The organism is Rhizobium leguminosarum (genome assembly GCF_019798305.1).
Taxonomy (GTDB): domain Bacteria; phylum Pseudomonadota; class Alphaproteobacteria; order Rhizobiales; family Rhizobiaceae; genus Rhizobium; species Rhizobium leguminosarum_U.
Genome location: NZ_JAAXDD010000015.1, coordinates 54,131 through 70,139, shown reverse-complemented (window position 1 = coordinate 70,139; position 16,009 = coordinate 54,131). Strand labels below are relative to the sequence as shown.

The following is a 16,009-nucleotide window of genomic DNA, read 5'->3' as shown; positions in this document are numbered from 1 at the left end:
CGCTCAGCCGACAGCTGCTCACCTATGGCGGGCCGGTATCAAGGATCTTGGATCCGGCGATGGTATGACAGCTGCGGCGCGACGCGGCCGCTGGCCGTCGCATTTCCTCATTCGGCTTTTGCCGGTGCCGAAGCAGGTCGGTCGGCTCCGTCATCGATCCAGGCCAGCGTCTCCGTCAATATTTCCTTGGACAGGGCGGGATCGACTATGACGCGAGCGAGGATCGTTGCCCCGACCATCGCCGACCAGTTGGCGATTGCCCGGCGTCGGCGGTCGGCGTCCGGCCCTTCGACCTTCTCGCTCATCCCGTCGATCTGCGCCCGCACACCCTCCGTCATCGCCGCCCGGGCCTCAGGCGTCTGGCGCAGCGTGTCGGCGGCAAGTCCGGAAATCGGGCAGCCACCGGCCCTGTTGTCGCGATGGCGCGGCGACAGATACTCTTCCATGTAGGCGCCAAGCGGAAGTGACGCACCATTGCGCTGGCCAAGCGCATGCGCGAGCGCCTGGACGATCAGCTCGTCCTTCGAGCTGAAATGACCGTAGAAGCTGCCATGCGTCAGGCCCGCGGCCTTCATCACCTCGGCAACGCCGACGGCCTCGAATCCTTTCTCCCGAAACAGCCGGCTTGCGACTTCGAGGATCCTCTGGCGGTTTTCGGCCATCTGCTCACGGCTGATTTTCATGTTGAGATTTCTCCCTCTCTGCCATTGACTTTTTTATGATAGCCATCACTTTAAACCAGTAATTAGGATCGTCATCATAATTATATAACGCTCATTCGAAAGAGAACAAGACAATGGCTGACACTCCCACCGTCCTCATCACCGGCGCCTCCTCGGGGATTGGAGCGACATATGCAGACCGTTTCGCCCGGCGTGGGCACAATCTCGTACTGGTTGCGCGCAATAAGGCAAGGCTGGATGCTCTCTCGGCGCGACTTCGCGAAGAAACCGGCGTAACCATCGACATCCTGCAGGCCGATGTCACCAAATCCGATGAGCTTGCGGCGGTGGAAACCCGTCTGCGCGACGATCATCGGATCGGAATTCTCGTCAATAATGCCGGCACCAGCCTCGAAGGCACGTTCGTCAATCAGCCCGTCAATAATATCGCCCAGCTGATCGCGCTCAACGCGACGGCGGTTGCGCGCCTGTCCAGCGCCGTTGCACCACGCTTCGTCGAAGCGGGCTCGGGCGCCATCGTCAACGTCTCCTCGGTCGTCGGGCTCGTTCCGGAATTCGGAATGACGGTCTACGGCGCCACCAAGGCCTTTGTGACCTTTCTTTCCCAGGGGCTCAGCCTCGAACTCGGTCCCAAAGGCGTCTACGTCCAGGCGGTCCTGCCGGCGGCGACGCGGACGGAGATCTGGGAGCTTTCCGGCATCGACGTCAACACGCTCTCCGGCGTGATGGAAGTGGGCGAACTGGTGGATGCCGCCCTGGCAGGCTTCGACAAGCGCGAGCCGGTCACCATCCCGCCGCTGCACAATGCCGCCCAATGGGATGCCTATCAGGGCGCGCGCCAGGCGATGATCCCGGGCTTTTCGCAGGCTGAGCCTGCAGAGCGTTATCGCGCCGCCTCCTAGCGCTTCCCGAAGAAACGCGCTGTCACAAACACAGGCTGTGTCGCAAGGCCGGCCTGTGCCGGGTTTCGGCGCGAAACTCCGAGACCTGACAGAGATCCATGAAATCAGACGAAAGAAACGCAATGACGGACAACGCAATTTTTGAACCCTACAAACTCGGCAAGCTAACGCTGGCGAACCGGATCGTGATGGCGCCCTTGACCCGCAACAGAGCCGGCGCCGGCTTCGTGCCGGGCAATATCGCCGCGACATATTATGCCCAGCGGGCGACAGCCGGCCTGATCATCTCGGAAGGCGCGCAGATTTCGCAGGAAGGACAAGGCTACCAGGATACACCGGGAATTTATACGCAATGCCAGATCGACGGCTGGCGGAAAGTCACCGACGCGGTGCATGCCAAAGGCGGACACATCTTTTTGCAGCTCTGGCACGTCGGCCGTATTTCGCATGTCGATCTGCAGCCGAATGCGCAGGCACCGGTCGCGCCATCGGCCATCAAGGCTGAGACCAAGGTCTTCGTGAACAACGCCTTCGTCGACGTCTCCGAACCTCGCGCGCTCAAACTGGATGAGATCCAGGCGATCATCGCCGGTTTCCGCCGCGCCGCCGCCAACGCGATTGCCGCGGGCTTCGATGGCGTCGAAGTCCATGGCGCCAACGGGTATCTGCTGGAACAGTTTGCCAAGGACGGCTCCAACACCCGCACCGACGCCTATGGCGGCTCGGTCGAACATCGCGCCCGGATGATATTGGAAGTCGCTGCCGGCGTGGCTGCCGAGGTCGGCGCGGACCGGACGGGGGTGCGGATTTCGCCGGTCAACAGCGTCACCTCGAGCGATCCGCAGGCGCAATTCAACTATATCGCCGAGAAACTCGGCCAGATGGGCATTGCCTATCTTCATGTCGTCGAAGCTGGGCGCGGCGGACCGAATGAGGCTGCTGCCTTCGACTACGCGGAGCTCAGGGCCAAGTTCGCAAACACTTACATTGCCAATAACGGCTACGACCTCGACCGCGCAACGTTGCGATTGACGGAGGGCGCGGCGGATCTCTTCTCGTTCGGCCGGCCATTCATCGCCAATCCTGATCTCGTCGAGAGACTGAAGACCGCTGCTCCGCTGGCGGAGGTGAATCCGGCGACCATCTATGGCGGCGGCGCCGAAGGTTATACCGACTATCCCTCCATCGCCGCATGACGCGCGCCAGATGCACCGGCGCCGCGCTGCTGCGCGGCGCTTTTCACCATGCCGAATGGGGGAGGCGGCGGGGCTGAGAACGTCCTTGCCTCAGCATGACGATCTACGGGCGACTGCACCGGACTTATGCAGGAGTGTCACATCGGCGGCATCGTCTCGAATTTCTGCGCGGCCGGATCGACCCTGTCCCAGGCAAGGCCCCGCACGGTGTAAGTCACCATCTGCGGCTGGTATCGGCCGGGCTCGTCGAGGCTTGCGGCGTGGATGGTGAAGAAGTCAGGCATGTAGGAGAAGGTGAGGTAGACCGGTGAGCCGCAGGCGGGACAGAAGCCGCGGGTCTTGACGTTGCCGTTGTCGGCGACCATTTGCCAATGCGTCGCCTGGCCTTCAAGCTTCACCGCCTGCCGGCTCGGGAAGGTTAGATAGGATCCGTGCCCGGTGCCGCTGCTCGCCTGGCAGTCGCGGCACTGGCAGTCGTTCATCGCAATCGGCTCGGCTGCGATTTCATAGTGGATCGCACCGCAGGCGCATCCGCCGGTGTAAGGCTTGCTCATGTTTTTCTCCTGATGAAGCGCTGCTCAATAAAATGTTGTGTCGCCAAGCGCGATGTCGGCCGCCTCAGTCCGTCTCGTCGACGATGGCGCCGATGTTCTTCACGACCTTCTTCCAGCCTTCGCCCATCTTCTGGAAGGCCGTTTCATTCCTGGGCAGGATGAAGCCGGAATGGATGAGGCGAAGCCGCGTGCCGGCTTCGACCTCGGACAGGATGAAGGTGACGACGGTGTCGAGCGGGGAGCCGTAGCCGGCGTTTTCCTCATGCCCGCCTTTCCAGGCATAGGAGAGACGCTTGTTCGGCTTCACCTCCAGCACCTGGCAGTGAATGGTGCCGTCCCAGGCGCCGGCGGGCGTCGTCTGGTAGGTGAAGCGTTTGCCTTCCACCGGCTCGAAGCCGGCCGGCATCATCAGCCAGCGGCCCATCAGATCGGCCGTGGTCAGCGTTTTCCAGAGCGTCTCCGGCCGATGCGGGAAAACCTCGTCGACCACGATCTCTTGCGTGTCGGGCTTCAATGCGGCGTCGCTCATGGATCGATTTCCTTCAGCAATGTTCTGAGATTGGCAAAACGTTCACGCCAGAAGACGCCGTAATGGCTCATCCAGTCGACAAGCGGCTCCAGGCCTTCCGGCTCGGCGCGGTAATAGACCTTCCGGCCCTCGGGACGCTCAGTGACGAGGCCAGCCTGTTTCAGGGCCTTGAGATGCTGCGAAATGGCGCCCTGCGTGACGCGGCTTGCCCGCGTCAGTTCAACGACGGTGATCTCATCGGCGTTGACGATCTGCTCAAACACGGCCCGACGTGTGGGATCGGCAAGCGCGCGCATGACGGCGGTGATGGAAACGGCTTCGGTCATGGAGGTATCAATAGCGCATGCTAATTGATGAGTCAATACTAATTGGTTTTATCGACGGCCGGTCGCTACGCCGCTCAGGTGGCGGCGCGTTCGGCTGTTCTTACGGAATGATCCAACGCGCTCTTGCCTTGAGGAACAAAACGCGCATGCCGATGTTGCTACTTCAATGGTGATAGCACCGTGGGAGGAAGTTATGCATCAATCTCTTCAGTTTGTCCTGGTCGGCTTGGCCGCGATAAGCGGGCTGACGATCGCGCCGACGATCGCCGCCGCGCAGGACTTGGAATTGCGTCTCGGCCCCGGCGGACTGGGCGTTTACGATCGTGATCGCGACCCCGACCGATATGACCGATATGACCGATATGACCGGCGCGGACGGCGAGGCTGCGATCCGGACGATGCCCTCGACATCGCACGCAGCGAAGGACTTCGCAGGGCGCAGATCATACGCATGTCTCCCCGCAGCATCGTTGTCCAGGGGATGACGCGCCGGGGACCGGAGCGAATGACCTTCGCCAACCAGCGAGGCTGCCCGGAAATCTGAGCCGCGGCGTGAGCAATAAGTCGGCCGGCCTTCACGATCGTCGACCGAATGCGGCCGGCGCGGAACCTTTGGGCAATCCGAACATTGCTGCCCATGCAGCGCTCTGCTTCGGGCCGGCTGCATCGTTGAAGCACCATTGGAGGATTCATCATGATGAGCGGTCAATTGAAGGCGCTTCTCGCCGTCCTTGCCGTTGCCGGCTACCAGAACAGGGACAAGATCGGGGAGCTGCTGCGGGGCATCCAGAACCCTCAGCAGTCTGGCGCGGGAAACCAGCAGCCGGGTGGGCTTGGGGGCATCCTTGGCGGACTGGGTGGTTCGGGCGGTCTCGGCGGCCTGCTCGGCGGGCTGACCTCCGGCGGCATCGTCAGCGGCGGTCTGGGCGATCTGCTGAAGACGTTTCAGCAGAACGGACACGGTGACAAGATCGAATCATGGGTACAGCCGGGCCAGAATGCCGACATCAATGACGGCCAACTCGCCGAAGCGCTGGGCCCGGACGTCTTGAACGAGATCGCTTCGAATACCGGTCTTTCACATCAGCAGATTCTCGATCGGCTGAGCCGAGATCTTCCCAAGGCCGTCGACGACCTGACCCCACAGGGAAAACTGCCGACCGCCGAAGAGTTTATGTCTTCCGCCAGCCAATCCACCACCTCCGCGCGGCCGAGCACCATCTGATATCGGGACGAACGGGCACATAACCAGCAGGCCGCCGCCGCGCGTGATCACGTCTTCGCGGGCGGCGAGGCCGGCATCAGGCAGACGGCGCGCTCCGAGTTCGCGCGTTAGTTCGAGAGGTATTTCTGAAAGAATGTGTGAACGCTGCGGATCGACTTTTCGGCGGCGTCTGGATTGTATTTTTCGATGTGACCCAACACCTTCCTTCCCACCTTAAACTCCGGCGCATCAAAATCGTGGTAGGTCCCCTTGTAGATATTGAGCTCGATGGGCGGGCTATTGTCACTCAGACCGGCAAGCCTCTTCCGGCATCGTTCAGCCGGGCTCCAATTGTCTCGGTCGCCACTCAAGATTAGGATCGGCACCGTCGCATCGCCCTGAGTTGCCGCGCAGAGGGGATAGTAGGCAACCGCTGCCTGGAATTTGTGGTCCATCAGCTGCTCGTTGCCTTCGATTTTTGTTCCCTCCAGCGTCGCCGTGCCGCCCGTTGAAAAGCCCATCAGGGCAACGCGCCTGGCATCGACAAAGCTCTGTTTCGATAGAAAAGCCAAAGCGCCATAGGCGTCGAAGACGCGATCGGGGAGACGGCTTTGACACGTGTCCTTGATGTTGCGGGTGGTGAAGCTATCGACGACGAGCACGACGTAGCCCCATGAGACCAGTCGTTTCGGCCAAAGCTCCTTGACGCTCAAACGCATACCCTCGCACCCATGCAGCACGACGACCGCCGGGAAGAGACCATCACCCTGGGGGCGGGACACATATCCGAGCAGTGGCGTGCCTTGCGGTTGAGGGAGGCTCTCTCCCAGTTCATTGGCCTTGCGGATTCGAAACGGGCTGAGCTTGACGGGCGCGCTTTCGAAGTGAACCAGTTCGTCGGCATCAGTTGGGATTCCAGCGAGCGTGGCGCTGAGAAAAGCGACGAGGCAAAGAAAAAGTCTCGTGGTTTTCACTGAACTTCTCCACCGTTGGATCAACAGCCTGCTCATTGTACGCCGGACCTGAAGGGCTCGCAAAGCGGTGAGGCGTTCTGCCGATCGGGGCGATTTCAAACCGGCGCATGCCTCGCGATCAAAAAGCCCTTGATCACCCCCTGAGACATCCGTTATGACTACCGTAAATCCAGGCTGCGAGATTTGAATTCAAAGGTGATGTCGACCAAGTCGGCGCTGCCCTCCGATCGTACGCGCCATTTGCCAGGGCTTGCGAGCTGGCCAGCATCACCGAGCCACCACCGCGGATTTGCTACGGAATTCACTTTTGCTCCGTCATCCTCGGCCTTGTGCCGAGGATCCACGTAGGCCTCCATCAGCAGCGGGCATGGATCCTCGGGACAAGCCCGAGGATGACGGAGGATGGTGCGGCGTTCCGCCAAAGCCGCCGCCGGCGCGGGTAGAGCAATCTGGCACCATTGGGTCGGGCAGGTTCGATTTCGAACTGACGCGAGACTCACGATTGGCCGTTGATCACCCCTCGGCACATCCGTTATGACTACCGCAAATCCAGGCTGCGGAATTTGAATCTAGGGGTGATATCGACCAAGTCGGACGGCCCCAATGCCATGCTAACTGCGTCGATGATAGCGACCAGTGTCACTGAGCCACCACCATGGATTTGCCACTGAGCTTACCCCTTGCTCCGTCATCCTCGGGCTTGTCCCGAGGATCCACCTTGGCCTCCATTGGCAGCGGGCATAGATCCTCGGCTCAAGGCCGAGGATGACGGAGGGTGGGGAGCGCGGCTTGCCAAACTCGCCGGAGCAGCGGATGTCATTCTGACGCCCGCTTGGTCGGGCAGGTTCGATTTCGAACTGACGCGAGACTCACGATTAGCCGTTGATCACCCCCGGCAAATCAGTTAAGACTACCGTAAATCCAAGCTGCGAAATTTGAATCCAGAAGGTGATGTCGACCATGTCGGCGCCGCCCTCCGATCGGTGTGTCTGTCACTGTCCGGCCAGCTTCCTCAGCTCGTCGTTGATCCCCATCCCTTTCCGCCTGACCTCTCATTTTCGATCACATCGGGATCGAGCCGGGCAGCGCTCGCCTCTTTCAAGGAGAACTGCAATGGACCCTTCGATTGCTCCGGCCTCGCGGGCGGCAGTGGTAACGCCGAATGACAGCGCCATTGTCGGTGCGCGCGCGCTTTATATCGGCACGGCGGGCGACGTGGCCATTGCGCCGCGTCGGGACATGGACCCGGTCATCTTCAAAAGCGTGCCGGCCGGGACGATCCTGCCGGTTCATGCCGCCATCGTGGCGCTGACCGGGACGACGGCCTCCAACATCGTCGCGTTGTTCTGAAGCAATTCCAGAAGCGGCGCCTCATGGGCAGACCCATCAAGTTCACCCAGGCGATTGCCGACAGGATTTGCGAGCGCATTGCGGACAGGGAAAGCCTGCGGTCGATCTGCCGGGATGAAGGGATGCCGGCCATGTCGAGTGTGCTCTCCTGGCTCGCCGATGACAACAAGGCAGCGTTTCGAGCCAAATACGCCCTGGCGCGCGAGATTCAGGCCGACGGCTTCGTCGACGAAATGGTCGAGATTGCCGATGACCGCGCCGACGACTGGATCGAAAAGAAGAATGCGAGCGGCGAGACCACCGGCTGGCAGGAGAATGGCGAGGCCATAAGGCGGTCGCAACTCCGCATCGCCACCCGCCAATGGGTCGCCGAGAAGCTGAGGCCGAAGAAATACGGTTCCAAAGTCGAGCCCGACCGTGGCGTTGTCGCTAGCGAAGTTTCGCAACTGCTGGAAGATATCAATGGCAAGACGCGCGGACTTCCAAACGGCGGTTGACCAGTTTTCCGACTGGCGCTGGCGTCTGAACAACCTCTATTGGATCACCGACAAATCGGGCAAACGTGTCAGGTTCGAGATGAACTGGACGCAGATGACCTTTTTCGAGCAGATGCATTATCTCAACGTGCTGCTCAAGGCCCGCCAGCTGGGTCTGACGACCTTCATTCAGATCTTCATGCTCGATGCCTGCGTCTTCAACCGGGATATCCGCGCCGGCACGATCGCCCATACGCTGGGCGACGTGCAGACGATCTTCCGCGACAAGATCAAGTACCCCTATGACAATCTGCCCGATGGTATCCGCAACGCCGTGCCTGTCGTCAGGGCCAACCAGACCGAACTGCTGCTGGGCAACAATTCGAGCATCCGTGTCGGCACCTCGCTGCGCTCGGGAACGCTGCAATATCTTCATATTTCCGAATATGGAAAGCTTTGCGCGAAATATCCGGAGAAGGCGAGGGAAGTCCGCACCGGCGCTTTGAATACGGTGCAGGCCGGCCAGCTGGTCTTCGTCGAAAGCACGGCGGAGGGCCAAGAAGGGCATTTCTACACGCTCTGCGAAGATGGCCAGGTCAAGCAGCGTCAGGCGACGAAACTGACCGAACTGGACTTCAAGTTCCATTTCTTCCCCTGGTGGAAGGAGCCGCAATATGCGATCGCGCCCGAAGGCGTCATCATCAGCGATGCTTTCGCAAAGTATTTCGACAATCTGGCCGACCAGGGCATCACGCTGACGGATGGGCAGAAGGCCTGGTACGTCAAGAAGGCCGAAACCCAGCTCGGCGACATGAAGCGCGAATATCCGTCGACGCCGGCGGAAGCTTTTGAGGCGAGCGTCGAGGGCGCCTATTACGCCGACCAGATGGCGGTGGCCGATGCCGAAGAGCGGATCGGGGTCTTCCCGCATGTCGATGGTTATCCCGTCCATACCATTTCCGACATCGGCATGGATGACACCAACAGCGTCTGGCTGTTTCAGGTGCTGCCCGGCCGTGTCCGGATGATCGGTTATTTCGAGCATACCGGCACCGGCATGGACGGCATGCTCGATGAGCTGGAGCGGCGTGGCGCCGAGCACGGCTATGTCTACGGCGTCCACAACATGCCGCATGACATCAAGGTCAGGGAATGGACGCGCGGCGGCATGACCCGCATCGAAGTGATGCTGAGGGAGGTCAAGGCCCGCGGCCTCGGCACGGTCCGCAAGATCGAGCGCGCCTATGTCCATGACCGGATCAACGGCACCAGGCGCATTCTGGCAAAGATCGAGTTCGATCAGGCCGGCTGCATCCAGGGCATCAAGTGCCTGCGGAACTACCGTAAGGACTGGGACGAGGATTTAAGCGTCTTCCGCGACGCGCCGCTGCACAATTGGGCTTCGCATGGTGCGGACGCTTTCGGCGGACTGGCGATCATCTTCACCGGCTTGGCGCCCGAACCGCTGAAGCCGGAACCCAAGCGACTGCCGACGTTACAGACGACGACGTTCAACGACTTCGTCGCAGCAACCCCTGCATATAGCGAGCGTGTTTGATGGAAGACGAAACGACGGCTTTGGAGGGCGGGCAGCAATGGGATCTGGCAAAGGTCGGCGCCCGGTGGCAGCAGGAGCTCGAACGCGCGCAGCGCTATTTCAAATCCTGGCATGACCGCTGCATCAAGATCGAGAAGATCTATCTCGACCAGCAGTCGGACCAGACGAATGCGGCCAAGCGCCGGTTTCCGATGCTGTGGGCCAACACCTCGGTGCTGCAGCCGGCCGTCTATGCCCGTGTGCCGCAGCCGGTCGTCGAGCGCCGCTTCAAGGACGCCCAGCCGGTGGCGCGCATGGCCTCGGAGTTGGTCGAACGCAACCTTGCCTATATGGGCGATGAAGCCGATATCGATTCCATCATGCGGGCGGTGCGCGACGATTTCCTGCTCTGCGCCCGCGGCACGGTGTGGCTGCGCTACGAGGCCGATTTCGAGCCGCTCGACATGGGCGTCCAGCCCTCCGACGCGCCGGCCAATGGTGGATTGCCCGAGGGGCTTCCCGGCGGCTTGCCCGGCGACGGCATGGGCGAGAATGACGGAGCGCCGCTCGAGGCGATCAGCGACGAGCGTGTCTGCATCGATTATGTGCATTGGTCCGATTTTCTGCACTCGCCGGCGCGGCGCTGGAAGGATGTGACATGGGTGGCGCGGCGCGTTCCGATGACCGACGAGGAGCTGGAGAAACGCTTCGGCCCTGACGCCATGACATCGCTCCAGGCGCAAGGCGCCGGCAGCAACAAGGGCAGCAATCAGACGGAGCGCGCCGAGAACGAAGGCAAGACCCATGTCTGGGAGATCTGGTGCAAGAGCGAAAACTATACCGCCTGGATCGCCGATGGCGCGCCGGTGGCGCTCGAAGTATCGGAGCCGCCGCTCGATCTGACGCATTTCTGGCCTTGCCCGCGCCCGGCCTATGGCACGATGTCGACGAGCTCGCTGATCCCGGTTCCCGACTATGTCTATTATCAGCAGCAATGCGATGAGATCGATCTGCTGACGAAGCGCGTCAACAAGCTGACCGATCAGCTGCGCCTGAAAGTGTTCTATCCCTCCGGCGACGGCGCGATCTCGCCGGCGATCGAGAAGGCGATGCGGCCTGAAAACGACACGGTGATGGTGCCGATCCCGGAATGGGCTGCCTTCACCGACAAGGGCGGCTCGAAAGCCATCGTGACGCTGCCGATCGACGAGGTGCAGAAGGTCATCATCGCCTGCATCCAAGCCCGCAAGCAGCTGATCGAGGATGTCTACCAGATCACCGGCATCTCCGACATCGTCCGCGGCGATACCCAGGCGTCGGAGACGGCGACGGCGCAGCGCATCAAGAGCCAGTGGGGCTCGATCCGCATCCGTGACCGCCAGGCCGAGCTTGCCCGCTTCGCCCGGGACATCATCCGCCTTGCCGGCGAAATCATCTGCGATCAGTTCCAGCCGGAAACGCTGATGCTCGTCAGCGGCATCAAGCTGCCGACGATGGCCGAGAAGCAGCAGGTTCAGCTGCAGATGCAGCAGATGCAGATGGCGGCCCAACAGGCAGCGGCGCGCGCCGAGCAGATGGGGCAACCCGCACCACCGCCGCCGCAGATGCCGCCGCAACTTCAAGAGATGATGCAGCAGCCGACGATCGACGAGGTCGTGCAGCTCTTGCGCAATGACAGCATTCGCGGCTTCCAGATCGACATCGAAACGGATTCGACGATCGAGCCCGACGAGGATGCCGAAAAGCAGCGCCGCATGGAATTCGTGCAGATGATCGGCGGCTTCCTGCAGCAGGCGGGCGCCATGGCGCAGCAAAACCCGATGCTGGTGCCTGTCATGGTCGAGACGCTGCTCTTTGCCGCCCGCGGCTTCAGGGCCGGCCGCCAGCTCGAAAGCACGTTGGAGCAGGTCGGCGCCCAGCTCTCCGAGGCGGCCACCGCGCCAAAACCGCCGCCGGAGCCACCGGCCGAGCAGATGATCAAGCTGAAAACGGCTGAAGTGAAGGCCGGCGCCGAACAGCGGAAAGCAGAGCTTGGCATCGCACAGGCCGAGATCGAGCATCGCGCCATGATGGAACAGGCGCGCGGCGAGGCGGCGGCGCAGGCGCTACAGCAGTTGCAGGCGCAGCAGCCCGCCTATTAGTGAACGGAGTGAAAGCATGAGAGAACGCTATTGCCGCGTCTGCGGCGGCTGGCACGCGCTCGATAAATGGCCGCACAACTGCATGCCGGCTGAGAACCCGGCGCAGTCCGATCTGCCGGCGCCGCATTTCGTCAGCGACAGCATCGACATCCAGTCGATGCATGACGGCAGGCATTACACCTCGAAAGCCAAGCTGCGCTCGGCCTATCGAGCGGCCGGCGTGGTCGAGATCGGCAACGAAAAGCCGCAGCCGATCGACAAGCCGAAGACCGATCGCGGCGAGATCCGCAAGGAGCTGCGGCGGGTTCACGCCGAATACAACGCCTGAGCGGGCATCAATCCCCGAAAAAGGAACTTTTCCGACATGGACATGGAAGACCTGAACGAGGCCGGCAACGGCAGCGAAGACTTTGGTGCGTTCGACGAGCAGCCCCTGAATGACAGGCCGGGCAGCATCCGCGACAGCCTGAAGGCGGCGATCGACACCGTCGAAGGCGGTGCGCCGGGCGATATCGCCGGCCAGCCGCGCGACGGGGAAAACGGCCGCTTCCTGGCCAAGGGGCAGGAGCAAGCGGCCACAGCGGCGAGGGCAGGGCAGGCGCCCGCGGCAAACGCCGCTCAACAGACGCCGCAAACCCAGACCCAGATGCAGACCCGGGAACAGCCCGCAAACGTCGGCAGCCGGGTTCCGCCCGGCTGGTCGGCGGAAGCCAAGGCGCAATTTACGACCCTTCCCGGGGAAGTACAGGCGGCCATTACCAAGCGGGAACAGGAGGTCGATAACGGCTTCCGCGTCCTGCAGGATTACAAGGGGCTCGAAGAGTTCACGCCGCTCATCCGCCAGGCCGGCATGACCCATGCCGATGTCATGCGCCGGGCGATCGACTGGGAAAAGGCGCTGATCCACGATCCCGTCAACACCGTCGTTCACGTCGCCAGGATGGCCGGGGTCAATCTTCACGCCCTGGTCAATGGCCAGACGGATCAGGTCCTGCAGCGGAACCCGCAGCAGGCCGGACCACAGCCCGGACAACAGCAAGGAGGACCGCAGCCGCGACACGTCAACGTCGAGGCGACGGTCGAACATGTTTTGCGGAAAAGGGACACCGAAACTCAAGTCGATGCCTTCCTTTCCGATCCGGCAAACGCGCATGCCGATGACGTGCTTGATGACATGATCGCCCTTATCAACGCAGGGCGGGCATCATCGCTTCAGGACGCCTACGACGCCGCATGCTGGATGCGCCCGGACATTCGCCGGCAGTTGATCAGCCAGACTGCGCAGGCACCCGTCCAAGAACAGCAAGCCCAGAGGGCAGCAGCGGCAGATCAAGCCCGCCGCGCCTCGCGATCCATCTCTGGATCTTCCGCGCCGGGCCCGACCCGCGATGCGGCAAGAGGCCAGCCCACCTCAATCCGAGACTCGCTGCGCGACGCCATGCGTTTTTCGCGCGGTCAAGTCTGATCAAAGGAATGATCAATGCCGATTTCGCCCAATCTCTCTGAAATCGTGACCACGACGCTGCGCAACCGCAGCGGCACGGTCGCCGACGACGTGACGAAGAACAACGGTCTTCTCACCCGTCTGAACAGCCGCGGCCGCAAGAAGCCCATCTCCGGCGGCCGCACCATCGTCCAGGAACTGCAGTACCAGGAAAACTCGACCTTCAAGCGCTATTCCGGCTACGATATCCTCAACGTCCAGCCCTCCGACGTCATCACTGCGGCCGAATACGACCTCAAGCAGGCCGCGGTCGCCGTCTCCATGTCCGGTCTCGAACAGCTGCAGAACTCCGGCGAGGATGCGATCCTCGATCTGCTCGAGCAGCGCATCGAAAACGCCGAAACGACGCTGAAGAACAACATCGCGCTCGACTGCTATTCCGACGGCACGGCCGATGGCGGGCGTCAGATCGGCGGGTTGCAACTGTTGATCTCGACCTCGCCGACATCGGGTACCGTCGGCGGCATCTCGCGCGCCACCTGGGGTTTCTGGCGCAACCAGAAATTCTCGGCCTCGGCCGACGGTGGTGCCGCCGCCTCGAATGCCAACATCCAGAGCTACATGAACCGGCTCTATATGTCCTGCGTTCGCGGCTCCGATGCGCCTGACCTTGTCGTCGCCGACAACAACTTCTTCCGCCTCTACTGGGAATCGCTGCAGGCGATCCAGCGCATCACCTCGGCGGACAAGGGCATGGCCGGCTTCCAGTCGCTGCAATACATGGGCGCCGACGTGATCTTCGACGGCGGCTTCGGCGGCGGCGCGCCGCTCAACCAGATGTTCTTCCTGAACACCAAGTACCTGTTCTACCGCCCGCACCGCGACCGCGACATGGCGCCGATCGGCGACGAGCGCATGAACACCAACCAGGATGCCTTCGTGCAGCTCATGGGCTTCGCCGGCAACCTCACCATGAACAACGCCTTCCTGCAGGGCGTGTTGTTCGCCTGATCGTCAACGAAAGGAAAAGCAAATGTCGATCGCTTCAATCCAGTCCGATCGTCTTGGCGCGAACCCGTTCGTCGTCGAAGGCCCGATCGTTTCCGGCTCCGGTATTCCGGGCTCGAATTTCTCCCTCGGCGCCGTCGCCGGCGGGGACCGCGAATCCGAATGGGTCTATTGCCAGTTGGTGCTGGCCTCGCAGACGACCCTTCAGCCCGGTCAGTGGTTCCAGTGGACGAGGGATTATGTCGCCTCGCTGCTGACCACGGCGGCTGCCGTCGTCGGCCAGCGCTGCGGCGTCTTTTCGGGTGCTGCCCAGCCCCCGACGCTGACCGGCGGCCCGATCGGTGCCATCACCCTTGCACCCGGCACCTATTACATCTGGCTACAGCGCAATGGCCAGGCGCCGTCGCAGGTCGCAACCGCAACGGCGGCCCTCGTCGTCGCTGAAACCACCACCACGGCAGGCCAGGCGAGCGCCCCGGCATCCGCCACGGCAACCACCAAGGCCATCGCCAACGTCAACTTTGCGGCGGCCAACCAGACGTTCACGGCAACCACGGTCAACGGCTCCAACCTGCTGACGAGCCTTTCCGGCCTGAATGCCGGCTCCGGACCGTTCATCGGTGCGGCCGTTTCCGGCACCGGCATCCCAGGCGGAACGACAATCTCGGGCATCACCTACAGCCCGAACGGCGTCGTCCAGAGCATCACCCTCTCGGCCAACGCCACCGCCAATGGCACCGGCATCACCATCACCGCGACGGGCGTGCTCGAGGCAACGCTGATGCGTCCGTTCCTGTCGAAGGTGAACTAAACCAAGACATCGACGGGCGCTTCGGCGCCCGTTTCGTCGACCTATCCATACGCGGCCTGCCCCTCATCCGGCTGCCGCCACCTTCTCCCCGTAAACGGGGCGAAGGGGTATGCCGCGACCTCTCCGTTCCCCTCAGACCTATCGCGGGGCACGTCCCCTCTCCCCGTTTTTACGGGGAGAGGGTTAGGGTGAGGGGCAGCCATCAGCACGATCCGAACAGCCGTCACACAAGGCTAATCACGCCCGAGGCGCTTCAGCGCCCATTTCCTTTCCCCGCCATCAACAGCGAGACACGCACCATGCCCGACAGCAGCACCGGGATTTATGCCTCCTTCAGCCTCGAACCGGTCGAGCAGACCTTTCTGAGGGAGAAGGAAGGCCGGCCGATCTTCGCCGACAAGGAATTCGTCCGCATCTTCATCTCCGGCGACAAACATACCGAAGTCTATCGCGAGGTGACTGACAACGACAAACAGCGTTTTTCCGACGCCTATAAGCGCTTCAAGGAAGGGGCGGCCGCCCGCGAGCAGCTGACCGGCACGCCGCTGGCGCAATGGCCCTATCTCAAACCCAGCCAGATCAAGGAGCTGGAGGCGGTCAATATCTATACCGTCGAGCAGCTCTCAGCACTCTCCGATACGAGCAAGCAGAAGATCGGCATGGGCGCCAACGAGCTCGTCGCCGCCGCCAAGGCCTATCTCGCCACCGCCGAAAACTCGAGTGCTGCCTCGGCCTTTGCCGCCGAAAACGAGCGGCTGAAGGACGAGGTGACGCGGCTGCAGGAGCAGATGAAGGAGATGGCCTTGCGCTTCGAGTCGCTGGAAAACGAACGTCAAGCCGGGACCAAGTCCCGCGGCCACATCGCCGCCTGAAC

Annotated in this window: 18 protein-coding genes; 13 read left to right on the top strand and 5 right to left on the bottom strand. The window is 62.1% G+C overall.

The features are described from left to right. Window positions 1-107: 107 nt before the first annotated feature. Window positions 108-683 carry a TetR/AcrR family transcriptional regulator gene (locus HFO99_RS25020; RefSeq protein WP_222336277.1) on the bottom strand — a complete coding sequence of 192 codons (576 nt, stop codon included), beginning with the start codon at window positions 681-683 and terminating at the stop codon, window positions 108-110. A 113-nt stretch (window positions 684-796) separates the two neighbouring features. Here HFO99_RS25020 and HFO99_RS25015 point away from each other — a divergent pair, with 113 nt between their 5' ends. Next, window positions 797-1,585 carry an SDR family NAD(P)-dependent oxidoreductase gene (locus HFO99_RS25015; protein WP_222364232.1) on the top strand — a complete coding sequence of 263 codons (789 nt, stop codon included), beginning with the start codon at window positions 797-799 and terminating at the stop codon, window positions 1,583-1,585. A gap of 122 nt (window positions 1,586-1,707) precedes the next feature. Then, the gene (locus HFO99_RS25010; RefSeq protein WP_222364230.1) at window positions 1,708-2,781 is read left to right on the top strand and encodes an alkene reductase; all 1,074 of its coding nucleotides are present in this window, start codon (window positions 1,708-1,710) and stop codon (window positions 2,779-2,781) included. A gap of 137 nt (window positions 2,782-2,918) precedes the next feature. Here the strand turns inward: HFO99_RS25010 and HFO99_RS25005 are convergent, their stop codons facing one another. The 3 genes from HFO99_RS25005 to HFO99_RS24995 form a co-directional block, all read right to left on the bottom strand. Continuing rightward, window positions 2,919-3,335 (bottom strand): GFA family protein, encoded by a 417-nt coding sequence (locus HFO99_RS25005; RefSeq protein WP_222364229.1) that lies wholly within the window; start codon window positions 3,333-3,335, stop codon window positions 2,919-2,921. 64 nt (window positions 3,336-3,399) lie between these two features. Further along, entirely contained in the window at window positions 3,400-3,864 is a 465-nt protein-coding gene (locus HFO99_RS25000) for an SRPBCC family protein (RefSeq protein ID WP_222364228.1), read from the bottom strand. Next, window positions 3,861-4,190, bottom strand: a complete 330-nt coding sequence (locus HFO99_RS24995) for an ArsR/SmtB family transcription factor (RefSeq protein ID WP_222364226.1) — start codon at window positions 4,188-4,190, stop codon at window positions 3,861-3,863. Before HFO99_RS24995 ends, HFO99_RS25000 begins: the two co-directional genes overlap by 4 nt. A 193-nt stretch (window positions 4,191-4,383) precedes the next feature. On the opposite strand from HFO99_RS24995, the gene HFO99_RS24990 reads away from it, so the two are divergent. Together HFO99_RS24990 and HFO99_RS24985 are read left to right on the top strand one after the other, a co-directional pair. Next, the gene (locus HFO99_RS24990) at window positions 4,384-4,734 is read left to right on the top strand and encodes a hypothetical protein (RefSeq protein WP_222336273.1); all 351 of its coding nucleotides are present in this window, start codon (window positions 4,384-4,386) and stop codon (window positions 4,732-4,734) included. A 150-nt stretch (window positions 4,735-4,884) separates the two neighbouring features. After that, window positions 4,885-5,415, top strand: a complete 531-nt coding sequence (locus HFO99_RS24985; protein WP_017963371.1) for a YidB family protein — start codon at window positions 4,885-4,887, stop codon at window positions 5,413-5,415. 107 nt (window positions 5,416-5,522) lie between these two features. Here HFO99_RS24985 and HFO99_RS24980 read toward each other — a convergent pair whose 3' ends face one another. Further along, complete coding sequence (locus HFO99_RS24980; protein WP_222364224.1) at window positions 5,523-6,404, bottom strand: dienelactone hydrolase family protein; 882 nt, start codon at window positions 6,402-6,404, stop codon at window positions 5,523-5,525. 1,077 nt (window positions 6,405-7,481) lie between these two features. On the opposite strand from HFO99_RS24980, the gene HFO99_RS24975 reads away from it, so the two are divergent. The 9 genes from HFO99_RS24975 to HFO99_RS24935 all read left to right on the top strand — a co-directional run bounded on the left by HFO99_RS24975 (window position 7,482) and on the right by HFO99_RS24935 (window position 16,007). Next, the gene (locus HFO99_RS24975) at window positions 7,482-7,718 is read left to right on the top strand and encodes a hypothetical protein (protein ID WP_130769169.1); all 237 of its coding nucleotides are present in this window, start codon (window positions 7,482-7,484) and stop codon (window positions 7,716-7,718) included. 23 nt (window positions 7,719-7,741) lie between these two features. Then, complete coding sequence (locus HFO99_RS24970) at window positions 7,742-8,215, top strand: terminase small subunit protein (protein WP_222298734.1); 474 nt, start codon at window positions 7,742-7,744, stop codon at window positions 8,213-8,215. Then, a complete protein-coding gene (locus tag HFO99_RS24965) occupies window positions 8,181-9,752 on the top strand; it encodes a terminase (protein WP_222364221.1) in 1,572 nt (523 codons plus the stop codon). The genes HFO99_RS24970 and HFO99_RS24965 overlap by 35 nt, the downstream gene beginning before the upstream one ends. After that, a complete protein-coding gene (locus HFO99_RS24960; RefSeq protein WP_222364219.1) occupies window positions 9,752-11,872 on the top strand; it encodes a hypothetical protein in 2,121 nt (706 codons plus the stop codon). Before HFO99_RS24965 ends, HFO99_RS24960 begins: the two co-directional genes overlap by 1 nt. A 16-nt stretch (window positions 11,873-11,888) precedes the next feature. Continuing rightward, window positions 11,889-12,200: a hypothetical protein gene (locus tag HFO99_RS24955; RefSeq protein ID WP_222364217.1), complete on the top strand. Its 312-nt coding sequence runs from the start codon at window positions 11,889-11,891 to the stop codon at window positions 12,198-12,200. A 36-nt stretch (window positions 12,201-12,236) separates the two neighbouring features. Further along, window positions 12,237-13,337, top strand: coding sequence for a hypothetical protein (locus HFO99_RS24950; protein ID WP_222364215.1), 1,101 nt, complete (start codon window positions 12,237-12,239; stop codon window positions 13,335-13,337). Window positions 13,338-13,352: 15 nt separating this feature from the next. Beyond that, on the top strand, window positions 13,353-14,327 hold the full coding sequence (locus tag HFO99_RS24945; RefSeq protein WP_017990701.1) for a phage major capsid protein: 975 nt from the start codon (window positions 13,353-13,355) through the stop codon (window positions 14,325-14,327). Window positions 14,328-14,349: 22 nt separating this feature from the next. Further along, window positions 14,350-15,135: a hypothetical protein gene (locus HFO99_RS24940; RefSeq protein ID WP_222364213.1), complete on the top strand. Its 786-nt coding sequence runs from the start codon at window positions 14,350-14,352 to the stop codon at window positions 15,133-15,135. A gap of 299 nt (window positions 15,136-15,434) precedes the next feature. Continuing rightward, window positions 15,435-16,007, top strand: coding sequence for a hypothetical protein (locus tag HFO99_RS24935; protein WP_222364479.1), 573 nt, complete (start codon window positions 15,435-15,437; stop codon window positions 16,005-16,007). Window positions 16,008-16,009: the final 2 nt, after the last annotated feature.

Bases quoted from the DNA above. Each gene is read 5' to 3' on its own strand.
- HFO99_RS24945 (WP_017990701.1), top strand. From the start codon at position 13,353: ATGCCGATTTCGCCCAATCTCTCTGAAATCGTGACCACGACGCTGCGC.
- HFO99_RS25010 (WP_222364230.1), top strand. From the start codon at position 1,708: ATGACGGACAACGCAATTTTTGAACCCTACAAACTCGGCAAGCTAACG.
- HFO99_RS24990 (WP_222336273.1), top strand. From the start codon at position 4,384: ATGCATCAATCTCTTCAGTTTGTCCTGGTCGGCTTGGCCGCGATAAGC.
- HFO99_RS24935 (WP_222364479.1), top strand. From the start codon at position 15,435: ATGCCCGACAGCAGCACCGGGATTTATGCCTCCTTCAGCCTCGAACCG.
- HFO99_RS24940 (WP_222364213.1), top strand. From the start codon at position 14,350: ATGTCGATCGCTTCAATCCAGTCCGATCGTCTTGGCGCGAACCCGTTC.
- HFO99_RS24975 (WP_130769169.1), top strand. From the start codon at position 7,482: ATGGACCCTTCGATTGCTCCGGCCTCGCGGGCGGCAGTGGTAACGCCG.
- HFO99_RS24960 (WP_222364219.1), top strand. From the start codon at position 9,752: ATGGAAGACGAAACGACGGCTTTGGAGGGCGGGCAGCAATGGGATCTG.
- HFO99_RS25015 (WP_222364232.1), top strand. From the start codon at position 797: ATGGCTGACACTCCCACCGTCCTCATCACCGGCGCCTCCTCGGGGATT.
- HFO99_RS24955 (WP_222364217.1), top strand. From the start codon at position 11,889: ATGAGAGAACGCTATTGCCGCGTCTGCGGCGGCTGGCACGCGCTCGAT.
- HFO99_RS24970 (WP_222298734.1), top strand. From the start codon at position 7,742: ATGGGCAGACCCATCAAGTTCACCCAGGCGATTGCCGACAGGATTTGC.
- HFO99_RS25000 (WP_222364228.1), bottom strand. From the start codon at position 3,864: ATGAGCGACGCCGCATTGAAGCCCGACACGCAAGAGATCGTGGTCGAC.
- HFO99_RS24980 (WP_222364224.1), bottom strand. From the start codon at position 6,404: ATGAGCAGGCTGTTGATCCAACGGTGGAGAAGTTCAGTGAAAACCACG.
- HFO99_RS24965 (WP_222364221.1), top strand. From the start codon at position 8,181: ATGGCAAGACGCGCGGACTTCCAAACGGCGGTTGACCAGTTTTCCGAC.
- HFO99_RS24985 (WP_017963371.1), top strand. From the start codon at position 4,885: ATGATGAGCGGTCAATTGAAGGCGCTTCTCGCCGTCCTTGCCGTTGCC.
- HFO99_RS24950 (WP_222364215.1), top strand. From the start codon at position 12,237: ATGGACATGGAAGACCTGAACGAGGCCGGCAACGGCAGCGAAGACTTT.
- HFO99_RS25020 (WP_222336277.1), bottom strand. From the start codon at position 683: ATGAAAATCAGCCGTGAGCAGATGGCCGAAAACCGCCAGAGGATCCTC.
- HFO99_RS24995 (WP_222364226.1), bottom strand. From the start codon at position 4,190: ATGACCGAAGCCGTTTCCATCACCGCCGTCATGCGCGCGCTTGCCGAT.
- HFO99_RS25005 (WP_222364229.1), bottom strand. From the start codon at position 3,335: ATGAGCAAGCCTTACACCGGCGGATGCGCCTGCGGTGCGATCCACTAT.